The organism is Mesorhizobium sp. M1E.F.Ca.ET.045.02.1.1, from assembly GCF_003952485.1.
Lineage (GTDB): Bacteria > Pseudomonadota > Alphaproteobacteria > Rhizobiales > Rhizobiaceae > Mesorhizobium.
Genome location: NZ_CP034447.1, coordinates 1 through 21,515 on the forward strand (window position 1 = coordinate 1; position 21,515 = coordinate 21,515).

Here is a 21,515-nt window from a genome sequence, read left to right on the forward strand (position 1 = left end):
TGACGAGGAGATCGGCCGCCGCCGGCAAAGGCCGTTCCAGGTCGCCGAGGTCGCCCCGACCTCACCGTTTCTGCCGGCACTTTTCCAGTATTTTCGAGGTTCCGACCGTCGTACCGCCGCCATTAATCTCGCGCCCATGCCGATGAAAGTGGCAAGCTGTAGAGCTGGTCCCGGCTCGGCCGCCGATCGCATCCTTCTTGCCGCCGAAATAGAAGGGTTCCGTCGAGCAAAGGGCGTCCTCAAGCTGCGCGCGCGGCGGTGGATTTTCGCCGGCGCCGGCATGCCCCCGAAATCGCCCGCCCCGCGTGGAGCAGCGACACGAACCGGTCAACGCTCTCAATTCCGTCAGCGACTGAAAACAGCACGTAGGCACGGCCGGTCAACTTCCGCAGCGCCTCCGCCGGCCGGCGCATGTGCTCGCCGATGGCGATACACTGGCACCGCCGTACCGAGCTCGCGGATGTCCTCGACGTTCGTCCCGCCGTAGGTGGTCGGAATCCAGCGGTCCGGAACGGTGCCATCCAGAGAGCCGGAGACGTCCGGCAGGATCACCGGCGTCGAGCCCCGAACTCTCCACCCGTCTCGCGCAGATGCTCGATGTCGGCCACGGTCAGGTTCCAGCCGGGCAGGATTGCGATCTTCTTCGCGTTACGCGCCTGCGCGCCCGGCCGCGTGATCCCTTCGATCATCGCCGTGACGGCCTTGGCCCAGCCCTCCTCGATCGCGCCATCGAAATCCGGCGTGTTGGTAAGCCCACTTCGGTGCCCGCAAGCTCTTTCCGCGCGCTTTGCTCGGATGGTGGCGACGTCGCCAGCAAAATCCTCGCCGCGCGTCTCGACCAGCGCGGTCGTGCAGACCGCCGATCAGCTTCGGCTTTGTGCGGGTCTTGAGGTTGAGGATCGCCTCTTCGAGATGGTCCGCCCCGCCGAGGATCGTCGCGACCTCGTCCATCGCGGTGGTCTGCAGCGGGATCGTCTCCTTGAAGTGCCGCACGAAGAGCACCAGCGCGAAGCTGGTGCAGCCCTGGCTGCCATGGAACAGCGGCATCGCCTCGTCGACGCCGAGGAAGGCGAAGGCCGCGCCCAGCGGCTGCGACGACTTCAGCGGGTTGACTGCGGCCGATTTGGTCTGGGGAAGGATACGGACCATGGTCGCTCTCAACACTCGCCGAAGTCGTCGGCCGTCGTGCCGGCGAATTTCCTGAAGGCGTGGACCGTAGCGGTCACGCCTTCTTCGCCCGGCGCCTCCTCCTCCGAGGCAAGATATCCATCCCACGGCGCCGGCTCGCGCACCTGCGCCCAAACCGGATTGTGGATGGCGAGATCGATCTGGCGCACCAACTCCACCATCCCGTCATAGCCGGCATAGGGGTGGTGTCGCTCCTGGTTGATGTCGAGCCAGGGCATCTTCGCTTTCAGCGCGATGAATTGCGTGCGTCCGCCCGATAGCATGATGTCGGCCTTGTGCTCGGCAAGCATGGCATAGAGGTCGCGCGGCGCCATCGACTCGAACATGTGGTTTCTCGTCCTTGAGATCTGCTTGATCCGCTCCTTGTCCTCGACCGTCGATTTCTTCACCGACGTGCCAACGATTTCGACGCCGATCTCCATCAGCGCGTGGACGACCGACCAGGACTTCACGCCCCCGGTGTTGAGCAGCACGCGCTTGCCTTGGAGCGGTGGCCGGTAGGCCTCCAGCCTCCGCCAGGCGGTCGCCTCCTCCTCCGCGATCAGCGCTTCCGTCCGGTCAAGCAGCTCCGGATCGGCACCCCTCCTCACCAGCAGCCCGGCGATCTGCCGCAACGCTTCCGACGTGTCGGTGATGCCGTAGAAAGAGCCCTCGAAGAACGGGATGCCCCAACGCTCCTCCATCTTGCGGGCGAGATTGATGAGTGCGGTCGAGCACACCATCATCGTCGCCCGCGCGCGGTGCGCGGAGGCGACGTCGAGATAGCGCGCATCGCCCGGGATGCAGGCGCGCACCCGAATGCCGAGCCTGTCCAGCAGCGGCTTCACCAGCCAGAATTCGCCCGACAGATTGAACTCGCCGAGAATGTTGATGTCGTAAGCGCCGGCATCGTCCGGCTCGACCGTGCCGATGACATGGTCAAGCAGCGCTTCGCCTGCGAGCTTATTGCCGAGGTTCTTCGAGCCGACGAAGCCGGGTGCGTTGACCGGCACAACCGGCAGTCCGAACTTTTCCGCTGCGCGCTTGCAGACGGCCTCGATATCGTCGCCGATCAGCGCTGTTACGCAGGTCGAATAGACGAAGACCGCAGGCGGCGAATAGGCCTCCTTGATCTCGCGGATCGCCTTGAAGAGCTTCCGCTCGCCCTGCCCCATCACCACGTCGAGTTCGGTCAAGTCGGTGGTGAAGCTGGTGCGCCACAGCGTCGGCCCTGACGAGGCGGCGCCGCGATTGTCCCAGGAATTGCCCTCGCAGGCGAGCGGCGCGTGGATCAGATGCGCCACGTCGGTGATCGGCTGCAGCACGATCTTGGCGCCGTCGAAGGCGCAGCCGCCGGCGGCCGCCCCCGGCGTCAGCGGCTTGGAGCAGCCCTTCTTACGCGCCTTGGCCTCCTTGCCCCGGTTCTTGTCGCAGGCAGGCTCGTTGAAGACATCCTGGATTTTGGCACTGAGCGAGGACATTGCGCCGGTCTCCAAAGTCCGTCAAAAAGCGGCCGGCTCCGGTGGAAGCCGGCCGCAGCTCTTAGCGGGTTAGGTCGAAAGAATAGTCCGTGACACCCGGGTCGATCGTCTCGCGGTCGAGCTTGTCGAAATCTTGTCGAGAATCGTCGTCAGCACGCGCAGGCCGCCCTGGTAGCCCATCAGCGGGAAGCGGTGGTGATGATGGCGGTCGAAGATCGGGAACATCAGCCTGATCAGCGGCGTGCCGGTGTCGCGCTCCAGATACTTGCCGTAGGAATTGCCGATCAAGAGATCCACCGGCTCGGTGAAAAGCAGCGAACGCAGCGCCCAGAGGTCCTTGCCTGCCCAGACCTGTGCATCCTTGCCGAAGGGAGAGGAGGCGAACAGTTCCTTCATCTCGCCTTCCCAGGCCTTTGTGCCGTTGGTGGCGAGGCAGTGGGTCGGCTCGCCGCCGGTCTCCATGATGAAGCGGGCCATGGCGTAGACGAAGTCCGGGTCGCCGTAGATCGCGTATTTCTTGCCGTGCAGCCAGGACTGGCTGTCGGCCATGGCGTCGACCAGGCGGCCACGCTCCAGGCGGATCGCCTCCGGGATCTCCTTGCCGGAAATCTCCGAGACCTTCATCAGGAACGCGTCGGTCGCCTGGATGCCGAGCGGGTAGTGGAAGGAGGCAGTGGCCTGCCCGACTTCCCCGCAATACTCTAGCGTCTTGCGGGTGTTGTAGTGCTGCAGCGACAGCGTGGCCTCGGCGTTCAGCGCCGCCTTCACGTCCTCGATCTTGGTGCCGCCGTCATACATCCGGTATTCGCCGTCCGACGGCGTGTCGTACTGGTCGGAGGCGTCCTGGATGAAGGTGTAGGACACACCCATCAGGTCGAGCAGGCGCTTCAGTTCGCGGTTGTTGCCGACGCAGAAGCCGTCGAAGCCGGGAATGATGTTGATGGTCCCGGCGGCTTCCGTGCGCTCCTTGCCCTTCCAGAAGTTCTCCAGCACGCCCTTGACCATGACATCATAGCCGTCGACATGGCTGCCTACGAAGGCCGGCGTGTGGGCGAATGGCACGTCGAAGTCCTGCGGCACCGAGCCTTCGTTCCTGGCGTTCTCGATGAAGCCGTGCAGGTCGTCGCCGATCACCTCCGCCATGCAGGTGGTCGAGACCGCGATCATCTTCGGATCGTAGAGCTTGTAGGTGTTGGCGAGCCCGTCGATCATGTTCTTCAGGCCGCCGAACACCGCCGCATCCTCGGTCATCGAGGAGGAGACCGCCGAGGACGGCTCCTTGAAGTGACGCGACAGGTGCGAGCGGTAATAGGCGACGCAGCCCTGGCTGCCGTGAACGAAGGACATCGTCCGTTCGAAGCCGGCCGCCGCGAACACCGCGCCGAGCGGCTGACAGGCCTTGGCCGGATTCACGACCAGCGCTTCGCGGGCCAGGTTCTTCTCGCGGTATTCCCAGCTCTTGGTGAATTCGCGCTGATCGGTAACGATCTGGTCCGGGTGCGGGCATTCGAAGTTGATCTTCTTCTCGGCAAGCATCTGCCTGTATTCCGGCTCGCGGAACAGGGGAGCGTGGTCAAGGACTTTTTCGGCCGACTGCGGCATGGTGGTCACCTCTTCTCCAACTGGCCGCGCCATACGGCGGCACTGGGACATCGAGACGTTGAAGGGACTCCCGCGGGTCAAGGCCGCGGGCGCTCATCGACCTCCCCGCCTGGGCGGAGAGGCCAGGTTCTCGTTCGGCGGCGATCGCCGTCGGCGGCACGGCCTTCTTCTTCCAGGGGGCGTCGTAAAGACCCCAGACTGGGTTGTTGATGGCCAGATCCATGTCGCGGGCGAAGATGGCGAAGCCGTCATAGCCGTGATACGGGCCGGAATAGTCCCAGGAGTGCATCTGGCGGAACGGAATGCCCATCTTCTGCACCGGGTACTTCTCCTTGATGCCGGAGCCGACGAGATCGGGGCGGATACCCTCGATGAACTTCTCCAGTTCGTAGCCGGTCACGTCGTCGTAGATCAGTGTCCCCTTCTTCACGTAGTGGCCGGTGCGCTGGTAATCGTCGTTGTGGCCGAACTCGTAGCCGGTACCGACGATCTCCATTCCGAGGTCTTCGTAGGCCGTGATGACGTGACGGGGGCGCAGGCCGCCGACATAGAGCATCACCGTCTTGCCTTCGAGGCGCGGCCGGTATTTGGCGATCACCGCATCCACCATCGGGCGATATTTGGCGATGACCTCCTCGGTCTTCTCCTCGATCTCCGGTCCGAAATGCTTGGCGATCTTGCGCATGGAGGCTTCGATCTGGGAGGGCCCGAAGAAGTTGTACTCCATCCAGGCGACGCCGTATTTCTCTTCCATGTGCCGGCAGATGTAGTTCATCGACCGGTAGCAGTGGATGAGATTGAGCTTGGCCTTCGGCGCGCGCTCGATCTCGGCGAGCGTCGCATCGCCCGACCAGTTGCCGACGACGCGCAAGCCCATCTCCTCGAGCAGGATGCGCGAGGCCCAGGCGTCGCCGCCGATGTTGTAGTCGCCGATGACGTTGACGTCGTAAGGTCCCGCCTCGAACTCGACTTCCTTCTTGTCGAAGACCCAGTCGCGGATCGAGTCGTTGGCGATGTGGTGGCCGAGCGACTGGGAGACGCCGCGGAAGCCCTCGCAACGCACCGGCACGATTGTCTTTTCGTGCTCCTTGGCCTTCTTGCGGGACACCGCCTCGATGTCGTCGCCGATCAGGCCGATCGGGCATTCCGACTGCACTGTGACGCCCTTGTTCAGCGGGAACAGCGCCTCGATCTCGTCGATCACCTTTTCCAGCTTCTTGTCGCCGCCGAAGACGATGTCCTTCTCCTGGAAGTCGGAGGTGAACTGCATCGTCACGAAGGTGTCGATGCCGGTCTTGCCGATGTAGTAGTTGCGGCGCTGCGACCAGGAATACTGTCCGCAGCCGACCGGGCCGTGGGAGATGTGGACCATGTCCTTGATCGGTCCCCACACCACGCCCTTGGAGCCGGCATAGGCGCAGCCGCGGATGGTCATCACGCCGGGGATCGACTTGATGTTCGACTTGACGTCGCATTCGGAGAGGTGCTGCACCTCGCCGGCGACCTCGTCCTCGCCCGCCGGCGCGGCGACGGAGAGGTGTTTCTTGCGGCGCTTGGCCGCCTTGTCTGGATATTGCGACAGCACTTCCTCGATCAGCTTCTCGTGGAGAGCGCCGTCATTTTCATAGTCGAGGCTCATGGGACCTGCCCCTTTCAAGGTTCGGGTGACGCCTCGCCTGCGAGGCGCCGTTTCGCGGAAGGCGCGCCGGGTCAAGGCCGGCGCCCCTGTCGGCGGCGGCGGTTACTGGGCGGCCGCCAGCGTCGCTTCTTTCGCGGCCAGGTCGGCGAGCATCTGCTCGTCCGTCTTCATGATGCCGAAGTCGAGCAGCATGTCCTCGAGCTCTTCCATGGTGATCGGGGTCGGGATCGTGCCTTGGCCCGAATTGGCATGGATCTTCTCGGCCAGCGCCCGGTATTCGCCCGCCTGCTTGGAGTCCGGCGCGTACTGGATCACCGTCATCTTCCTGAGCTCGGCATGCTGGACGATGTTGTCGCGCGGCACGAAGTGGATGAGCTTGGAGTTGAGCTTTGCGGCCAGCGCCTCGGCGAGGTCGAGCTCGCGGTCGGTCTGGCGCTCGTTGCAGATCAGGCCACCGAGGCGTACGCCGCCTGAATGGGCGTATTTCAGGATGCCCTTGGCGATGTTGTTGGCCGCATAGAGCGCCATCATCTCGCCGGACATGACGATGTAGATCTCCTGGGCCTTGTTCTCGCGGATCGGCATCGCAAAGCCGCCGCACACCACGTCGCCGAGAACGTCGTAGGAGACGTAGTCGACGTCGTCATAGGCGCCGTTTTCTTCCAGGAAGTTGATCGAGGTGATGACGCCGCGCCCGGCGCAGCCGACGCCCGGTTCGGGCCCGCCGGACTCCACGCATTTGATGTTCTTGTAGCCGATCTTCAGCACGTCCTCGAGCTCGAGATCTTCCACCGAGCCTTCCTGCGCGGCGAGGTGCAGCACGGTGTCCTGCGCCTTCGAGTTCAGGATCAGGCGGGTGGAGTCGGCCTTGGGGTCGCAGCCGACGATGAGGATCTTCTGGCCGAGGTCGACAAGGGCGGCGAGCGTATTTTGGGACGTGGTGGACTTGCCAATGCCCCCCTTCCCGTAGAATGCGATCTGACGCAGAGCTGACATGTTGCTTTCCTTCCTTCGTTCCATTCGTCGCGGTCACCCTCGACATGAATGCCGGTCGGCAGCTCCTGCCGCCTCGCAACGAGGAAGCTTCAAAACTCGTGCCAACTCGGCCGGCCGAACCGAAGAAAAAATTTTATGATTTCTTTTCAGCTATTTAGGCGGAGAGAAAACGGAAGATTGGCTTAAACAAGCCTGTGTCGCGGACCCGACAAACCCGACAGACGGTGTCGGATGGCAGTGTTTGAGATCGCCTATGGGGCCGACCACGCAGGGCGGCCGCAGCGGCTGGCGACCCCTTCTCCATTTACGGGGAGAAGAAAGAAGCGGCGATGGCCTTTGTCCGATATCCGACGATGTCTGACATCCGACACGACAGCGACAAGACATCTCATTGTTTTAGCTGAATTTTCTCCTCTGGCACGACGCATGCATGAGCCTCTCCGAACGCACCAGCGAACAAGGAGATGTCGTCTCATGATCACGCTCACCGAAAATGCCGTCACCGCCGTGAAGACTGCGCTGTCTCGCGCCGCCGAACCGGCGGAGGGCCTGCGCATCATGGTCGAGGCGGGTGGCTGCGCCGGCCTCAAATACCTGATGGGCCTGGAAAGCGCCTCGCGCGACGGCGACGCGGTCATCGAGGCGGACGGGATCAAGGTCTATGTCGACGCCGGTTCCCAGCCCCACGTCGCCGGCATGACCGTCGATTTCGTCACCGGGCTCGAATCCTCGGGCTTCGTCTTCGACAACCCGAACGCGCAGGACAAATGCGCCTGCGGCAAGTCCTTCGGCTGACTACGAGGATCGGCGTCATGTGGGACTACAGCGACAAGGTCAAGGAATACTTCTTCAACCCGAAGAACGCCGGCGTGCTGGAGACGGCGAATGCCATCGGCGAGGTCGGCGCCATCTCCTGCGGCGACGCGCTCAAGCTGATGATGAGCATCGATCCGGAGACCCAGACGATAACCGCCGCGAAATTCCAGACCTTCGGCTGCGGCTCGGCCATCGCCTCCTCCTCGGCGCTGACCGAACTCATCATCGGCAAGACTGTCGACGAGGCCCTCGGACTCACCAACCAGGACATCGCGGATTTCCTTGGCGGCCTGCCGCCGGAGAAGATGCATTGCTCGGTGATGGGCTACGAGGCCCTGCAGGCGGCGATCGCCAATTATCGCGGCGAGAAATGGGTCGACGACCACGAGGAAGGCGCCCTCGTCTGCAAGTGCTTCGGCGTCGACGAAGGCATGATCGAGCGCGCCGTGCGCATCAACAGGCTCACCAGCGTCGAGCAGATCACCCATTATACCAAGGCCGGCGGCGGCTGCCTCACCTGCTTCGAGAAGATCGAGGAGGTGCTGGTCCGGGTCAACGCCGCAATGGCCAATGAAGGCCTGATCGCGACCGAGGAAGCCTACGCAGCCGGCTCCACCGACATCCGCGCCCTGAAGAACAAAGTGAAGGCGAAGCCGGCGCTTTCCCAGCCGGCCCTGGCTTCCGGCGGCATGACCAAGGCGCCCGCGGCGGAGCCCATCGCGCTGCCGCGGGCCCCCGAGGTGCCAGTCACGCGGCAGATGACGACGCTGCAAAAGATTCGGCTCATCGAAGAAGCGATCGAGGGCATGCGCTCCTACCTGCGCGCCGACGGCGGCGATTGCGAGCTCGTCGATATCGACGGCGACCAAGTTTACGTCAAGCTGTCGGGTGCCTGCACCGGCTGTCAGCTCGCTTCGGTCACCATCAACGGCATGCGCCAGAAACTCAACGAGGCGACGGGGCTTGCGCTCCGCATCATTCCGGTCAGCTGAGGAACCCGCCATGAAGCCGGTCTATCTCGACAACAACGCCACGACCCGCGTCGATCCAGAGGTCGTGCAGGCGATGCTGCCCTTCTTCACCGACCACTTCGGCAACCCGTCCTCGATCCACGCCTTCGGCGCATCGGTCGGCGCTGCGGTGAAGACCGCGCGCAGGCAATTGCAGGCGCTGATTGGCGCGGAATTCGACCATGAGGTGATCTTCACCTCGGGTGGCACGGAGAGCGACAATGCCGCAATCCTTTCCGCCCTCGAAGCCATGCCCGACCGCACCGAGATCGTCACCTCCGCCGTCGAGCATCCGGCAGTGCTCTCACTTTGCGCCGATCTCGAAAAGCGCCGCGACATCACGGTCCACCGCATCCCGGTCGACCGCTACGGCCGCCTCAACCTCGAAGCCTACCGCGCCGCGTTGTCCCCGCGCGTCGCCATCGTATCCGTCATGTGGGCCAACAACGAGACCGGCACGATCTTCCCCGTCGCCGAGCTCGCCGAACTCGCCAAGGAAGTCGGCGCGCTGTTCCACACCGACGCCGTGCAAGCCGTCGGCAAGATACCGATCGACCTGAAATCCACCCCGATCGACATGCTCTCGCTCTCCGGCCACAAGCTGCACGGCCCGAAGGGCATCGGCGCGCTCTATGTGAAGCGCGGCGTGCGCTTCCGCTCGCAGATCAAGGGCGGGCACCAGGAGCGCAACCGCCGCGCCGGAACCGAGAACACGCCGGGCATCGTCGGGCTCGGCAAGGCGGCCGAACTCGCCATGAAATTCATGGACGACGAGAACACCCGTGTGAAGGCGCTGCGCGATCGTCTGGAAAAAGGCCTCCTCCAGCGCATCCCCAACGCTTTCGTCACCGGCGACCCGCTGGAGCGGCTGCCCAACACCGCCAATGTCGCCTTCGAATACATCGAGGGCGAAGGCATGCTGCTGCTCTTGAACCGCGAGGGCATCGCCTGCTCCTCCGGCTCGGCCTGCACCTCCGGCTCGCTGGAGCCGAGCCATGTGCTCAGGGCGATGGACATCCCCTACACCGCCGCGCATGGCGCGATCCGCTTCTCTTTCTCGCGCGACAATGACGAGGAGGATGTCGACCGAGTGCTCGATGTCATGCCGGGTATCGTGGAAAAGCTGCGCGACCTCTCGCCGTTCTGGGCCGGCGTCGGCGAGGCGCCCAAGATCTTCAACCCGGTCTATGCCTGATGACGAGCACGGTGTTCCTCAACGACACGACGCTGCGCGACGGCGAGCAGGCGCCCGGCGTCGCCTTCACCCTGGCGGAGAAACTGGCAATCGCCGAGGCGTTGGCCGCCGCGGGCGTCCCCGAGATCGAGGTCGGCACACCAGCCATGGGTGCCGAGGAGATCGCCGCCATCCGCGCTGTCGTCGCCCTGCGCCTTCCTGCAAGGATCATGGCCTGGTGTCGGATGACCGAGCACGACCTTGAAGCTGCGATCCAAAGCGGCGTCACGGCCGTCAACCTGTCGCTTCCGGCCTCCGACGTCCAGCTCGCGGCCAAGCTCGGCTTCGACCGGGCCGCGGCGCTGCAGGTCATCGAACAGATGGTGGAACGGGCTGCCGCCCTCGGCCTCTTCGTCGCCGTCGGCTGCGAGGATGCCTCGCGGGCGGATCACGACCATCTCGCCCGTGTAGTCGACACGGCCGCTCGCGCCGGCGCAAGCCGCGTCAGGCTGGCCGACACGGTCGGCGTGCTCGACCCCTTCTCGACCTTCGAGCTCATTGCCCCACTCGCGGCGCATTCTCCGATCGACCTCGAATTCCATGCGCACAATGACCTCGGCCTCGCCACAGCCAACACGCTGGCCGCGATCCGCGCCGGAGCCAGCCATGCCTCCGTCACCGTCGGCGGGCTCGGCGAGCGTGCCGGCAACGCTGCGCTGGAAGAGGTCGCCGCAGCCCTTGCCGTCCTCGACGCCACGGATACCGGCGTCGACCTGACCGCGCTGCCCGATCTCGCCGCCCATGTGGCGCGGGCTGCCCGCCGGCCGACTTCGGCTATCAAGCCGGTCGTCGGCGCCGATGTCTTCACCCACGAGTCCGGCATCCATGTCGCTGGACTGCTGAAGGATTCCCGCACCTATCAGGGGCTTGATCCGGCTCTCGTCGGCCGTCGCTGTCGCATCGTCATCGGCAAGCATTCAGGCGCCGCAGCGATCGCTCACGTTCTCGGTGAGAACGGCCGCGCGCTCGACCCGGATTTGGCGGCCGCCATGATCGCCCGCATCCGTCGGAAAGCCGCCGAAACCAAATCGACCGTCACCACGGCTCAGCTTGTCGAACTCTATGACAGTCTGTGCAGCGAAGCCGCCGGCCGGCCCTTCGAAATGGACTGAGGCGAGCCATGTCGTTCATCCTCACCACCTCTGCTTCCAGAACCGCTTCATGCACCAATCGTGCTGACCGATCCACTCCACCTTCGCTGATCGCCACGATCCGCGAAGACATCGCTTGCGTGAAGGCGCGCGATCCGGCCGCGCGCGGCACGCTGGAGATCGTGCTTACCTATCCCGGCGTCCACGCTATCGTCTGGCACCGTCTGGCCAACCGTCTGTGGCGGCAAGGCTTCCGTTTCCCGGCGCGCTTCCTGTCCTGGGCGGCTCGCCTGGTGACGAATGTCGATATCCATCCGGGCGCGACTGTCGGCTGGCGTTTCTTCATCGACCACGGCGCCGGAGTCGTCATCGGCGAGACTGCGGAAGTCGGCGACGACGTCACGCTTTATCACGGCGTCACGCTGGGCGGCACCTCATGGGCGCCGGGAAAGCGCCATCCGACGCTCGAAAGCGGCGTGCTCGTCGGCGCCGGCGCCAAGATCCTCGGCGCCATCACCGTCGGCGCCGGCTGCCGCGTTGGCGCCAATGCGGTGGTCATCAAGGACGTCCCGCCCGGCATGACCGTGGTCGGCATTCCAGGCCGCATCGTCCGTCCTGCCGCCGAGCGGCGCCGCGTCGTCCACGGCCGGATCGATCTCGACCATCACCTGATGCCCGACCCGGTCGGCGATGCCGTCGCCTCGCTCGTTGACCGCATCTCGTTTCTCGAACTGCGGATTTCGCGGCTGCAGCGTCAGCTTGCGGGCAGCAGACTCGAGACCACCGTTTCCGACCAGGGAGAACGCAATGAGCAGTTGTTCCGTTGACAGCCGGCCGATCGATGTCACCGACATCCTTGCGCGGCTGAAGGGCCTGTCGGCCGCGGAGGATTTCTTTGCCGCCCTCGGCGTTTCTTATGAGCCTAAGGTGCTGAACGTCTCGCGCCTCCATATCATGAAGCGCATGGGGCAGTACCTTGCGGCAGAGGACTTCTCCGATCTTCCCGACCGGGTGATCGCCGCCCGGGCGCGGGCCACGCTCGAACGCGCCTACGAGGATTTCGCGACCTCCTCGCCGCTCGCGCACCGCGTCTTCAAGGTGCTCAAGGACCACGATCCAGACAAGCCCGCCACGCCGGGCCGAACGTTCGTGCCGTTCGATTCCGTCCTGAAGCGGTTCGGGAAGGGATGAAGCGACAGGAGCGCGACGCGACAATGTCGAGAAGCCGACAATTCCGGGCATCGCATTGGCATCTCCAGAAGAAAATATCGGCATTTCAAATGGATACGGAAACGCTGAACAGTTGGCACGAATGATGCTGAGAAAGAGATGAGCGGGCAAGCCCGTATGCGACAGGAGCCCTGAGAGAGCGCCATGCACATCGTGATCTGTATCAAGCAGGTGCCGGACTCCGCGCAGATCCGCGTCCATCCGGTAACGAACACGATCATGCGCCAGGGCGTCCCCACAATCATCAACCCCTACGACCTGTTTGCCCTCGAAGAAGCGTTGCGCCTGCGCGACGCCCATAGCGGCGAGGTCACCGTGCTCACCATGGGTCCGCCTATGGCTGAAGATGCGCTGCGCAAGGCTCTCACCTACGGCGCCGATCGCGCGGTGCTCTTGACCGACCGCTACTTCGCCGGCTCCGATACCCTCGCGACCTCTTTTGCTCTCTCCCAGGCGATCGCGAAGATCGGCGAGACATTTGGCAAGCCCGACATCGTCTTCGCCGGCAAGCAAACCATCGACGGCGACACCGCACAGGTCGGCCCGGGCATCGCCAAGCGCCTCGATCTCCTGCAGCTCACTTATGTCGCTAAGATCGCCTCCGTCGACCTGGAAAGCCGCGAGATCACGGTCGAGCGCCGTTCCGAAGGCGGCATGCAGATGCTGAAGAGCAAGCTACCCTGCCTCATCACCATCCTGGAAGGCAGCAACGAGATCCGCCGCGGCACTCTCGACGACGCCCTTCGCGCCGCGCGCAGCGAGATCGTCAAGTGGAGCGCGGCGGGCGCCGGCATCGAGGACCTGAGCAAATGCGGTCTGCGCGGCTCGCCCACGGTCGTCAAGCGCGTCTTCGCCCCGGCCGCGCGGGCGGAAAAGGCGGCGCAGATCGACGTGACCGACAAGACGCCGCGCGATCTCGCCGACGAGTTGATTGCTCAAATCTTCACCCGCCAGCCGGCACTGGAACACGAACTCGCCTTCGACGGCGAGGCGTGACGGCAAGGAGCAGACCATGTCTACCGCGAACCGAGAAACTCCACCGCCCGCCGCCGGCCGCGCCGGCATGAAGAAGGAGCTGCCCGAGCGTTTCAAGCACTACAGGCACGTCTGGGTCTTCATCGAGCTGGAGCGCGGCCAGGTCCATCCCGTTTCCTTCGAGCTACTCGGCGAGGGCCGCAAGCTCGCCGACAAGCTCGGCGTGGAGCTCGCCGGCGTCGTGCTCGGCCCGCCCGGCGAAGCGACCTGGCACGCGGTCGCCGGGGCCTTCGCCTATGGCGCCGACCTCGCCTACATCATCGAGGACCCACTGCTCGCCCATTACCGCAACGAGCCTTTCACCCGGGCGATGACCGACCTGGTCAACACCTACAAGCCCGAAATCCTGCTGCTCGGCGCGACCATCCTCGGCCGCGACCTCGCCGGCTCCGTCGCCACCACGCTTCTCACCGGCCTCACCGCCGACTGCACCGAGCTCGACGTCGACATCGACGGCTCCCTTGCCGCGACCCGGCCGACCTTCGGCGGCTCGCTGCTGTGCACCATCTACACGCTCAACTACCGGCCGCAGATGGCGACAGTGCGCCCCCGCGTCATGGCGATGCCGGCGCGGACAGACAAGCCGGTCGGCCGCGTCATCCAGCACAAGCTTTTCATGGCAGAGCAAGACATCGTCACCAAGATCCTCGGCTTCCTCCCCGACAGCCAGTCGGCCAAGGCCAATCTCGCCTATGCCGACGTCGTGGTGGCCGGCGGCCTCGGCCTCGGCGCGGTGGAGAACCTGCAGCTCGTCAAGAACCTCGCTGCCGCGATCGGCGCCGAATACGGCTGCTCGCGCCCGCTGGTGCAGAAAGGCTGGATGCCGGCTGACCGCCAGATCGGCCAGACCGGCAAGACGATCCGTCCGAAGCTCTACATCGCAGCCGGCATTTCCGGCGCCATCCAGCATCGCGTCGGCGTCGAGGGCGCGGACCTGATCGTCGCCATCAACACCGACCCGAACGCGCCGATCTTCGACTTCGCCCATGTCGGCATCGTCACCGATGCGATCCGCTTCCTGCCGGCGCTGACGGAGGCCTTCACGCGGCGGCTCTCGCCGCACAACCGCGACAAGCTCGCCAGCTGACGGAGGCGGAGAGACGGCCATGATCGAGGAGAAATTCGACGCCATCGTCATCGGGGCCGGCATGTCCGGCAACGCCGCCGCCTATACCATGGCGAGCCGCGGCATGAAGGTGCTGCAGCTCGAGCGCGGCGAATATCCGGGCTCCAAGAACGTCCAGGGCGCCATCATGTATGCCGACATGCTGGAGAAGATCATCCCGGACTTCCGCGAGGACGCGCCCCTCGAGCGCCACCTCGTCGAGCAGCGCTTCTGGATGCTGGACGATACCTCACACACCGGCATGCACTACAGGTCGGACGACTTCAACGAGGCCAAGCCCAACCGCTATACGATCATCCGCGCCCAGTTCGACAAATGGTTCTCGCGCAAGGTGCGCGAAGCCGGCGCGACCGTGCTGTGCGAAACCACCGTGACCGAGCTCGCGCACGACACCAGGGGCCAGGTGATCGGCGTGCGCACCGACCGCGCCGGCGGCGTCATCTTCGCCGATGTGGTCGTGCTGGCCGAAGGCGTCAACGGCCTCCTCGGCACACGGGCCGGCCTGCGCGAAATGCCGAGGCCGGAGGCAGTCGCGCTCGCGGTCAAGGAGATGCACTTCCTGCCTGAAGAGGTGATCGGAGAGCGCTTCGGCCTCAAGGGCAACGAAGGCTGCGTCATCGAAGCCGCCGGCACGATCTCGCGCGGGATGACAGGGCTTGCCTTCCTTTACACCAACAAGGAGTCGATCTCTCTGGGCATCGGCTGCCTCGTCTCCGATTTCGCCTCCACAATGGAAAGTCCCTACGCGCTCCTCGACGCCTTCAAGAACCATCCCTCCGTCCGGCCGTTCATCGCAGGCTCCGAGGTCAAGGAGTATGCCGCGCACCTCATCCCCGAAGGCGGCTACAAGGCGATCCCGCAGCTCTTCGGCGACGGTTGGGTGGTCGTCGGCGACGCCGCCCAGCTCAATAATGCCGTGCATCGCGAGGGCTCCAACCTCGCCATGACGTCGGGCCGCATCGCCGGCGAGGCGATCTTCCAGGTCAAGAGCCGCAGGGATCCCATGACCAAGAACAACCTCGCCCTCTACAAGACCATGCTGGACAAGTCCTTCGTCATCAAAGACCTGATGAAATACAAGGACATGCCGGCCCTGCTCCACACCAATTCCCGCAATTTCTTCATGACCTACCCGCAGCTGATGTCGCAGGCCGCGCAGAACTTCATGCGCGTCGACGGCAGGCCGAAGATCGAGAAGGAGAAGGCGACCACGTCTGCCTTCATCAAGGCGCGCTCGCGCTGGGGCCTGGTCAGCGACGCCGTCCGCCTGGCCTTCGCCTGGCGCTGAGAAGGAGAAGGAAAGATGACGATCGCAGTGGCCGAACTCCGCGTCGAGGACAAGCTCTTCCAGAACCGCTACCTGGTCGATGCCGGGCGCCCGCACATCAAGGTGCGGCCGCACGAGAAGCCGAGCCCCAACCTTATCGCGCTCACCCGCGTCTGCCCGGCCAAGTGCTACGAGCTGAACGACAAGGGCCAGGTCGAGATCACCGCCGACGGCTGCATGGAATGCGGCACCTGCCGCGTGCTCTGCGAAGCCTCGGGCGAGATCGAGTGGAACTATCCGCGCGGCGGTTTCGGCGTGCTCTTCAAGTTCGGCTGACCGCCTGTCGCACCAACCATCATCCCCCAAAAGCCATAGGAGACAAAACGATGCTCGGTATCGGCGACAAGCTTCCGCAATTCAGCATCACCGGCGTGAAACCGGGCTTCAACCAGCACGAGGAGAACGGCGAGAGCGCCTTCGAGATGCTGACCGAGATGAGCTTCCCGGGCAAATGGAAGGTCATCTTCTTCTATCCGAAGGATTTCACCTTCGTCTGCCCGACCGAGATCGCCGCCTTCGCGCGCCTGGCGAAGCAATTCGAGAGCCGCGATGCTGTTGTGCTGGGCGGCTCCACCGACAATGAGTTCGTCAAGCTCGCCTGGCGCCGCGACCATCCCGACCTCGACAAGCTGCCGATCTGGATGTTTGCCGACACCACCGGATCGCTGGTCGACGGGCTCGGCGTGCGCTCGCCGGAAGGCGTGGCATTCCGCTACACCTTCATCGCGGACGGCGACAACGTGATCCAGCACATCTACGCGACCAATCTCAATGTCGGCCGCAATCCCGACGACACCCTGCGCGTGCTCGACGCCCTGCAGACGGAAGGCCTGTGCGCCTGCAACCGGCAGATCGGCGGCGAGATGCTCATGGTCGCGTGACCGTCGCCGGGAGCCACTCGCCATGGGCGCAATCCCCCGCGATATCGCCGGCTGCCCGTTCCACGCCGACCGGGCGGCGCTCGCTGCGGATCGCGATGCGCGCAAGACGATGATCGTGACCGGCGCGAGCCGCGGCATCGGCCATGCCATCGTCCGCCTCTTCGCCGAAGCCGGCTGGCGCATCATCACTTGCTCCCGCCGGCCCTTCGACGCCGTCCGCTGTCCCTGGGAATCCGGCCCTGAAAACCATGTGGTGATCAACCTGGCCGACCGTGCGAACCTGCCGGCCGCGGTCGCCGAGCTCAAGGTGCGGCTCGGCGGCAGGCCACTTCATGCGCTGATCAACAATGCGGGCATCTCGCCGAAGGCAGACACCGGGGAGCGGCTGACGTCGCTCGACACCCCGATCGAGACGTGGATGGAAGTCTTCCACGTCAACTTCCTGGCGCCGATCCTGCTTGCCCGCGGACTGTTCGACGAGCTCGCTGCCGCGCGCGGCTCCGTCATTAACGTGACCTCCATCGTCGGCTCCCGCGTCCATCCCTTCGCCGGCACCGCCTACGCCACATCGAAAGCCGCGCTCGCCGCGCTTACCCGCGAGATGGCCGCCGACTTCGCCCGCCACGGCGTCCGCGTCAACGCGATCGCACCTGGCGAGATCCGCACCGATATCCTGTCGCCAGGAACCGAGGAAAGGCTGCAGCCGCTGATCCCGATGGGCCGCATCGGCGAGCCCGAGGAAGTTGCCAGGGTCGCTTACTTCCTGTGCTCCGATGCAGCGAGCTACGTGACCGGCCAAGAACTGGCCATAAACGGCGGACAGACGCTGTGAATTCCAGGCTTGCGGCCAAACGCCGCATAATTCATTGACTCTGACACCACCATATAGTTCAGAACTATCAGTCTATACTCGGGCTTACAGAATTAGATCAACAATTGCCCAATAATTACGCTTGATGCACTTTAATTGAGCGCGACAAACGGGGGCGACATGTGGTTTACTTTAGCTGGCGGAATCGAGCCTCTGGAAGACGAGAATTCCGTGGGAGGAACACCCTTGGAACAATATCCGAGATGTTTCCATGACTCACATGCTGCGCGAACGGATCGATGAGGTAGAAGACCGGGACACCTTGCCGACACCGGCGATCAAGGCCATGCGCAAGGCGGACATTTCACTGAGCGGGATCTACGAGATCTCGAAGGTGCTGACCGCGCCTGCCCGGCTCGAGATAACGCTCGCCAATGTCGTGAACATCCTCTCCTCCTTCCTGCAGATGCGCCACGGCGCGATCGTCGTCCTCGACGACGACGGCGACCCGGAGATTTCGGCGACCGCGGGCATGACGCATCCCGGCCGCTCGGTTCCGCAGGCGGCCATCGACCAGATCGTCGCGACGGCAACGCCGCTCGTGATCCAGGACGTCGCCAAGTCCGAACTATTCGCGGCCTTCGCCCAGCAGCCCTCTGCTACCGGTGAATTTCCGATCGCCTTCATCGGCGTTCCTGTGAAGGCCGACTACAAGGTCCTGGGAACCCTCTCGATCGACCGGGTCAGGGATGGCGCCACCAGTTTCCGCTACGACGAGGATGTGCGCTTCCTGACAATGGTCGCCAATCTCGTCGGCCAGACGATCCGCCTCCACCGGATCCTAAGCTCCGACCGCCAGCGCCTAATCGAGGAGACGCGTCGGCTGGAAAAGTCGCTCGACGACGAGCGCTCTGGCCCCGCCCGCCATCCGCATGTCAGGATCGATGGCATCGTCGGGGAAAGCCCAGCGGTCAAGCATGTGCTCGAGACCATCTCGATCGTAGCGAAGACGAATTCGACGGTGCTGCTGCGCGGCGAAAGCGGCACGGGCAAGGAACTCTTCGCCCAGGCGATCCACGAACTGTCGCCGCGCAAGAACAAGCCCTTCGTCAAGCTGAACTGCGCCGCCCTCCCGGAAAGCGTCCTGGAATCGGAGCTGTTTGGGCATGAGAAGGGCGCCTTCACCGGCGCCGTCTCGCAGCGCGCCGGTCGTTTCGAGCTGGCCGATCGCGGAACGCTCCTCCTCGACGAGATCGGCGAGATCTCGCCTGCCTTCCAGGCCAAGCTCCTGCGCGTCCTCCAGGAAGGCGAACTGGAACGCATCGGCGGCACGAGAACGCTGAAGGTCGACGTCCGCCTCATCTGCGCCACCAACAAGGACCTCGAGGCTGCCGTTGCCAAGGGCGAGTTCCGCGCCGACCTCTACTACCGCATCAACGTCGTTCCGGTCATCCTGCCCCCGCTCAGGGAACGGCCCAGCGACATTCCACGTCTCGCCAATGCCTTCCTCTCCCGCTTCAACAAGGAGAACCGCCGCGATCTCGCCTTCGCGCCGGCGGCACTCGAGCTGATCTCCCGGTGCTACTTCCCGGGCAATGTCCGCGAACTGGAGAACTGCGTGCGCCGCACGGCGACCCTGGCCCGATCGAGGACCATCGCGCCCTCGGATTTCGCATGCAAGAGCAGCCAGTGCCTGTCCTCGCTCCTGTGGAAGGGGGCCGACCGGTCGCACGGGGGGAGCCCCATCGACGACCTCGCCCAGGGCCGCGTGATGCCGGCCGGATCGTCGGCATCGGTCAGGCGCGTGCCCGCTCCCGCGGAAGGTGCGGCACCACCCGTCAAGGCGTGCGATCCGAACGACCCCGCCTGTCCGGCCATGGGGTCCCGGCTGACCGAACGCGACCGCCTGATCGACGCGATGGAACGGGCCGGCTGGGTCCAGGCCAAGGCCGCCCGTATCCTCGGCCTCACGCCGCGCCAGGTGGGTTATGCGCTCCGCCGCCACGGTGTCGAGGTGCAGAAGTTCTGAGGCGGGCGGGCACGGACAAGCCCAGGCGAATGTCGAAACCCCGACAAAACCGTGTCGGAGCCCGCACAGGGAATCCGACACGAAACGCTAGTACTTTGAAATTCTTTACATTTCCGACTTGGCACGGCTCTTGCGAGACCACTGGTGACGTTCACCTGGGAACGGAGCCGCTCGATGTCCGCACCGATGATCTCGCTGGAAAGCCTGGCCAGCACCACCTCCTTCGACCAGTTGCTGGCGACCGCCAAGTCCGGCGGCTGCTCGTCCTCGTCCTGCGGCTCCTCCGCCAGGCCTGACGACATGGACCCGGCGGTCTGGGAGAAGATCAAGGACCATCCCTGCTATTCGGAAGAGGCCCACCACTATTTCGCGCGCATGCATGTGGCCGTGGCGCCCGCCTGCAACGTCCAATGCAATTACTGCAACCGCAAATATGACTGCGCCAACGAGAGCCGGCCCGGCGTCGTCTCGGAGAAGCTGACCCCCGACCAGGCGATGCGCAAGGTTATTGCCGTCGCCAACGAGGTGCCGCAGCTTTCCGTGCTTGGCATCGCCGGCCCGGGCGACGCCTGCTACGACTGGAAGAAGACCAAGGCGACCTTCGGGCAGGTCGCGAAGGAGATCCCTGACATCAAGCTCTGCATCTCGACCAACGGGCTCGCGCTGCCAGAGCATGTCGACGAGCTGGCTGACATGAACGTCGACCATGTGACGATCACCATCAACATGGTCGACCCCGAGATCGGCGCGAAGATCTATCCGTGGATCTTCTACGACCACCGCCGCTACACCGGCGTCGAGGCCGCGGAAATTCTGCACGAGCGGCAGATGCTCGGCCTGGAGATGCTGACTGCGCGCGGCATCCTCACCAAGATCAACTCGGTGATGATCCCCGGCGTCAACGACGAGCACCTGATCGAGGTGAACAAGTGGGTCAAGGAGCGCGGCGCCTTCCTGCACAACGTCATGCCGCTGATTTCCGATCCGGCGCACGGCACCCATTACGGGCTGACCGGCCAGCGCGGCCCCAAGGCGATGGAGCTGAAGGCGCTGCAGGACCGGCTCGAAGGCGGCGCCAAGCTGATGCGCCACTGCCGCCAGTGCCGGGCCGATGCGGTCGGCCTGCTCGGCGAGGACCGCGGCCAAGAATTCACGCTCGACCAGATTCCCGACGAGGTTATCTATGACGCCAGCAAGCGCGAGGCCTATCGCGAGGTAGTCGCCCGCGAGCGCGGCGACCACGTGGCGGCCAAGGGCGAGGCGGTCGAAACCGTGAGGGCCGCGTCCGGCGGATCGTTGCTCGTCGCCGTGGCGACCAAGGGCGGCGGCCGCGTCAACGAGCATTTCGGCCATGCCAGGGAGTTCCAGGTCTACGAGGCGTCGCCTAAGGGGATCGGCTTCGTCGGCCACCGCAAGGTCGAGCAGTACTGCCTCGGCGGCTGGGGTGAGGACGCCACTCTCGACGGCGTCATCGCCGCGCTCGAAGGCATCGACGTCGTGCTCTGCGCCAAGATCGGGGAATGCCCGAAAGACCAGCTCACCGCCGCCGGCATCCGGGCGACCGACGCATATGGCTACGACTATATCGAAACCGCGATCGGCGCGCTCTACGCCGGGGAATTCGGGATCGAACCGCTGGCGGCAACGGCCTGAGCCGCCTCATCTCAACCATCAAACGAGGAGTTGAAAAATGGCCTTCAAGATCATTGCCTCCCAATGCACCCAGTGCGGTGCCTGCGAGTTCGAATGTCCTTCCGCCGCGATCAAGTTCAAGGGCGAGACCTACATTATCGATCCGAACAAGTGCACCGAATGCGAGGGCTCGTTCGACACCCAGCAATGCGCCTCCGTCTGCCCGGTGCCCAAGACCTGCGTCCCCGCCTGAAGCCTCTAGGCATGATCCCGAACCGAAGGACCGCGTTAGCGAAAGGCGGGAACCGGTTTTCGGATCATGCTCGATGAGGATTCAGACGCCCGGCGCGGGCCGCCTCGGCAGGGCCTTGAACCCTGCATGCCTGGCGGCCCGCGGCCGATCTTCTG

Annotated in this window: 17 protein-coding genes and 3 pseudogenes; 15 read left to right on the forward strand and 5 right to left on the reverse strand. The window is 64.5% G+C overall.

Annotated features, from left to right (window positions below):
• Position 1: 1 nt before the first annotated feature.
• The 5 genes and pseudogenes from nifN to nifH form a co-directional block, all read right to left on the reverse strand.
• Positions 2–1,149: pseudogene (gene nifN / locus EJ070_RS00005) on the reverse strand (nitrogenase iron-molybdenum cofactor biosynthesis protein NifN); the annotation flags it as partial.
• An 8-nt stretch (positions 1,150–1,157) separates the two neighbouring features.
• The gene (gene nifE / locus EJ070_RS00010) at positions 1,158–2,648 is read right to left on the reverse strand and encodes a nitrogenase iron-molybdenum cofactor biosynthesis protein NifE (protein ID WP_126089866.1); all 1,491 of its coding nucleotides are present in this window, start codon (positions 2,646–2,648) and stop codon (positions 1,158–1,160) included.
• Between the two features lie 61 nt (positions 2,649–2,709).
• Positions 2,710–4,250: pseudogene (gene nifK, locus EJ070_RS00015) on the reverse strand (nitrogenase molybdenum-iron protein subunit beta).
• A gap of 133 nt (positions 4,251–4,383) precedes the next feature.
• Positions 4,384–5,889 (reverse strand): annotated as a pseudogene (nifD, locus tag EJ070_RS00020) (nitrogenase molybdenum-iron protein alpha chain); the annotation flags it as partial.
• Between the two features lie 102 nt (positions 5,890–5,991).
• Complete coding sequence (nifH, locus tag EJ070_RS00025; protein WP_126089867.1) at positions 5,992–6,885, reverse strand: nitrogenase iron protein; 894 nt, start codon at positions 6,883–6,885, stop codon at positions 5,992–5,994.
• A gap of 474 nt (positions 6,886–7,359) precedes the next feature.
• On the opposite strand from nifH, the gene EJ070_RS00030 reads away from it, so the two are divergent.
• The 15 genes from EJ070_RS00030 to EJ070_RS00100 all read left to right on the forward strand — a co-directional run bounded on the left by EJ070_RS00030 (position 7,360) and on the right by EJ070_RS00100 (position 21,360).
• A complete protein-coding gene (locus EJ070_RS00030) occupies positions 7,360–7,680 on the forward strand; it encodes an iron-sulfur cluster assembly accessory protein (protein ID WP_126089868.1) in 321 nt (106 codons plus the stop codon).
• Between the two features lie 17 nt (positions 7,681–7,697).
• Entirely contained in the window at positions 7,698–8,693 is a 996-nt protein-coding gene (gene nifU, locus EJ070_RS00035; RefSeq protein WP_126089869.1) for a Fe-S cluster assembly protein NifU, read from the forward strand.
• 10 nt (positions 8,694–8,703) lie between these two features.
• The gene (gene nifS, locus EJ070_RS00040) at positions 8,704–9,906 is read left to right on the forward strand and encodes a cysteine desulfurase NifS (RefSeq protein WP_126089870.1); all 1,203 of its coding nucleotides are present in this window, start codon (positions 8,704–8,706) and stop codon (positions 9,904–9,906) included.
• Positions 9,906–11,057 carry a homocitrate synthase gene (gene nifV, locus EJ070_RS00045; protein WP_126089871.1) on the forward strand — a complete coding sequence of 384 codons (1,152 nt, stop codon included), beginning with the start codon at positions 9,906–9,908 and terminating at the stop codon, positions 11,055–11,057. The genes nifS and nifV overlap by 1 nt, the downstream gene beginning before the upstream one ends.
• Positions 11,058–11,065: 8 nt before the next feature.
• A complete protein-coding gene (gene cysE / locus EJ070_RS00050) occupies positions 11,066–11,863 on the forward strand; it encodes a serine O-acetyltransferase (protein ID WP_126089872.1) in 798 nt (265 codons plus the stop codon).
• Entirely contained in the window at positions 11,844–12,227 is a 384-nt protein-coding gene (nifW, locus tag EJ070_RS00055; protein ID WP_126089873.1) for a nitrogenase stabilizing/protective protein NifW, read from the forward strand. The genes cysE and nifW overlap by 20 nt, the downstream gene beginning before the upstream one ends.
• Positions 12,228–12,410: 183 nt before the next feature.
• Complete coding sequence (locus tag EJ070_RS00060; protein WP_126089874.1) at positions 12,411–13,262, forward strand: electron transfer flavoprotein subunit beta/FixA family protein; 852 nt, start codon at positions 12,411–12,413, stop codon at positions 13,260–13,262.
• A gap of 16 nt (positions 13,263–13,278) precedes the next feature.
• Complete coding sequence (locus tag EJ070_RS00065; RefSeq protein ID WP_126089875.1) at positions 13,279–14,388, forward strand: electron transfer flavoprotein subunit alpha/FixB family protein; 1,110 nt, start codon at positions 13,279–13,281, stop codon at positions 14,386–14,388.
• 19 nt (positions 14,389–14,407) lie between these two features.
• Positions 14,408–15,715 carry an FAD-dependent oxidoreductase gene (locus EJ070_RS00070; protein ID WP_126089876.1) on the forward strand — a complete coding sequence of 436 codons (1,308 nt, stop codon included), beginning with the start codon at positions 14,408–14,410 and terminating at the stop codon, positions 15,713–15,715.
• Between the two features lie 15 nt (positions 15,716–15,730).
• Positions 15,731–16,030: a ferredoxin family protein gene (locus EJ070_RS00075; RefSeq protein WP_126089877.1), complete on the forward strand. Its 300-nt coding sequence runs from the start codon at positions 15,731–15,733 to the stop codon at positions 16,028–16,030.
• Positions 16,031–16,080: 50 nt separating this feature from the next.
• A complete protein-coding gene (locus EJ070_RS00080; RefSeq protein ID WP_126089878.1) occupies positions 16,081–16,635 on the forward strand; it encodes a peroxiredoxin in 555 nt (184 codons plus the stop codon).
• A gap of 22 nt (positions 16,636–16,657) precedes the next feature.
• Entirely contained in the window at positions 16,658–17,467 is an 810-nt protein-coding gene (locus EJ070_RS00085; protein ID WP_126089879.1) for an SDR family oxidoreductase, read from the forward strand.
• A gap of 250 nt (positions 17,468–17,717) precedes the next feature.
• Positions 17,718–19,475 (forward strand): nif-specific transcriptional activator NifA, encoded by a 1,758-nt coding sequence (gene nifA, locus EJ070_RS00090; RefSeq protein ID WP_126089880.1) that lies wholly within the window; start codon positions 17,718–17,720, stop codon positions 19,473–19,475.
• Positions 19,476–19,649: 174 nt separating this feature from the next.
• On the forward strand, positions 19,650–21,128 hold the full coding sequence (nifB, locus tag EJ070_RS00095) for a nitrogenase cofactor biosynthesis protein NifB (protein WP_126089881.1): 1,479 nt from the start codon (positions 19,650–19,652) through the stop codon (positions 21,126–21,128).
• A 37-nt stretch (positions 21,129–21,165) separates the two neighbouring features.
• Entirely contained in the window at positions 21,166–21,360 is a 195-nt protein-coding gene (locus EJ070_RS00100; RefSeq protein WP_126089882.1) for a 4Fe-4S dicluster domain-containing protein, read from the forward strand.
• Positions 21,361–21,515 lie beyond the last annotated feature (155 nt).

What these genes read in the sequence shown, in the direction of transcription:
- nifE (WP_126089866.1), bottom strand. Translation starts at nt 2,648, where the DNA reads ATGTCCTCGCTCAGTGCCAAAATCCAGGATGTCTTCAACGAGCCTGCC.
- nifH (WP_126089867.1), bottom strand. Translation starts at nt 6,885, where the DNA reads ATGTCAGCTCTGCGTCAGATCGCATTCTACGGGAAGGGGGGCATTGGC.
- EJ070_RS00030 (WP_126089868.1), top strand. Translation starts at nt 7,360, where the DNA reads ATGATCACGCTCACCGAAAATGCCGTCACCGCCGTGAAGACTGCGCTG.
- nifU (WP_126089869.1), top strand. Translation starts at nt 7,698, where the DNA reads ATGTGGGACTACAGCGACAAGGTCAAGGAATACTTCTTCAACCCGAAG.
- nifS (WP_126089870.1), top strand. Translation starts at nt 8,704, where the DNA reads ATGAAGCCGGTCTATCTCGACAACAACGCCACGACCCGCGTCGATCCA.
- nifV (WP_126089871.1), top strand. Translation starts at nt 9,906, where the DNA reads ATGACGAGCACGGTGTTCCTCAACGACACGACGCTGCGCGACGGCGAG.
- cysE (WP_126089872.1), top strand. Translation starts at nt 11,066, where the DNA reads ATGTCGTTCATCCTCACCACCTCTGCTTCCAGAACCGCTTCATGCACC.
- nifW (WP_126089873.1), top strand. Translation starts at nt 11,844, where the DNA reads ATGAGCAGTTGTTCCGTTGACAGCCGGCCGATCGATGTCACCGACATC.
- EJ070_RS00060 (WP_126089874.1), top strand. Translation starts at nt 12,411, where the DNA reads ATGCACATCGTGATCTGTATCAAGCAGGTGCCGGACTCCGCGCAGATC.
- EJ070_RS00065 (WP_126089875.1), top strand. Translation starts at nt 13,279, where the DNA reads ATGTCTACCGCGAACCGAGAAACTCCACCGCCCGCCGCCGGCCGCGCC.
- EJ070_RS00070 (WP_126089876.1), top strand. Translation starts at nt 14,408, where the DNA reads ATGATCGAGGAGAAATTCGACGCCATCGTCATCGGGGCCGGCATGTCC.
- EJ070_RS00075 (WP_126089877.1), top strand. Translation starts at nt 15,731, where the DNA reads ATGACGATCGCAGTGGCCGAACTCCGCGTCGAGGACAAGCTCTTCCAG.
- EJ070_RS00080 (WP_126089878.1), top strand. Translation starts at nt 16,081, where the DNA reads ATGCTCGGTATCGGCGACAAGCTTCCGCAATTCAGCATCACCGGCGTG.
- EJ070_RS00085 (WP_126089879.1), top strand. Translation starts at nt 16,658, where the DNA reads ATGGGCGCAATCCCCCGCGATATCGCCGGCTGCCCGTTCCACGCCGAC.
- nifA (WP_126089880.1), top strand. Translation starts at nt 17,718, where the DNA reads ATGACTCACATGCTGCGCGAACGGATCGATGAGGTAGAAGACCGGGAC.
- nifB (WP_126089881.1), top strand. Translation starts at nt 19,650, where the DNA reads ATGTCCGCACCGATGATCTCGCTGGAAAGCCTGGCCAGCACCACCTCC.
- EJ070_RS00100 (WP_126089882.1), top strand. Translation starts at nt 21,166, where the DNA reads ATGGCCTTCAAGATCATTGCCTCCCAATGCACCCAGTGCGGTGCCTGC.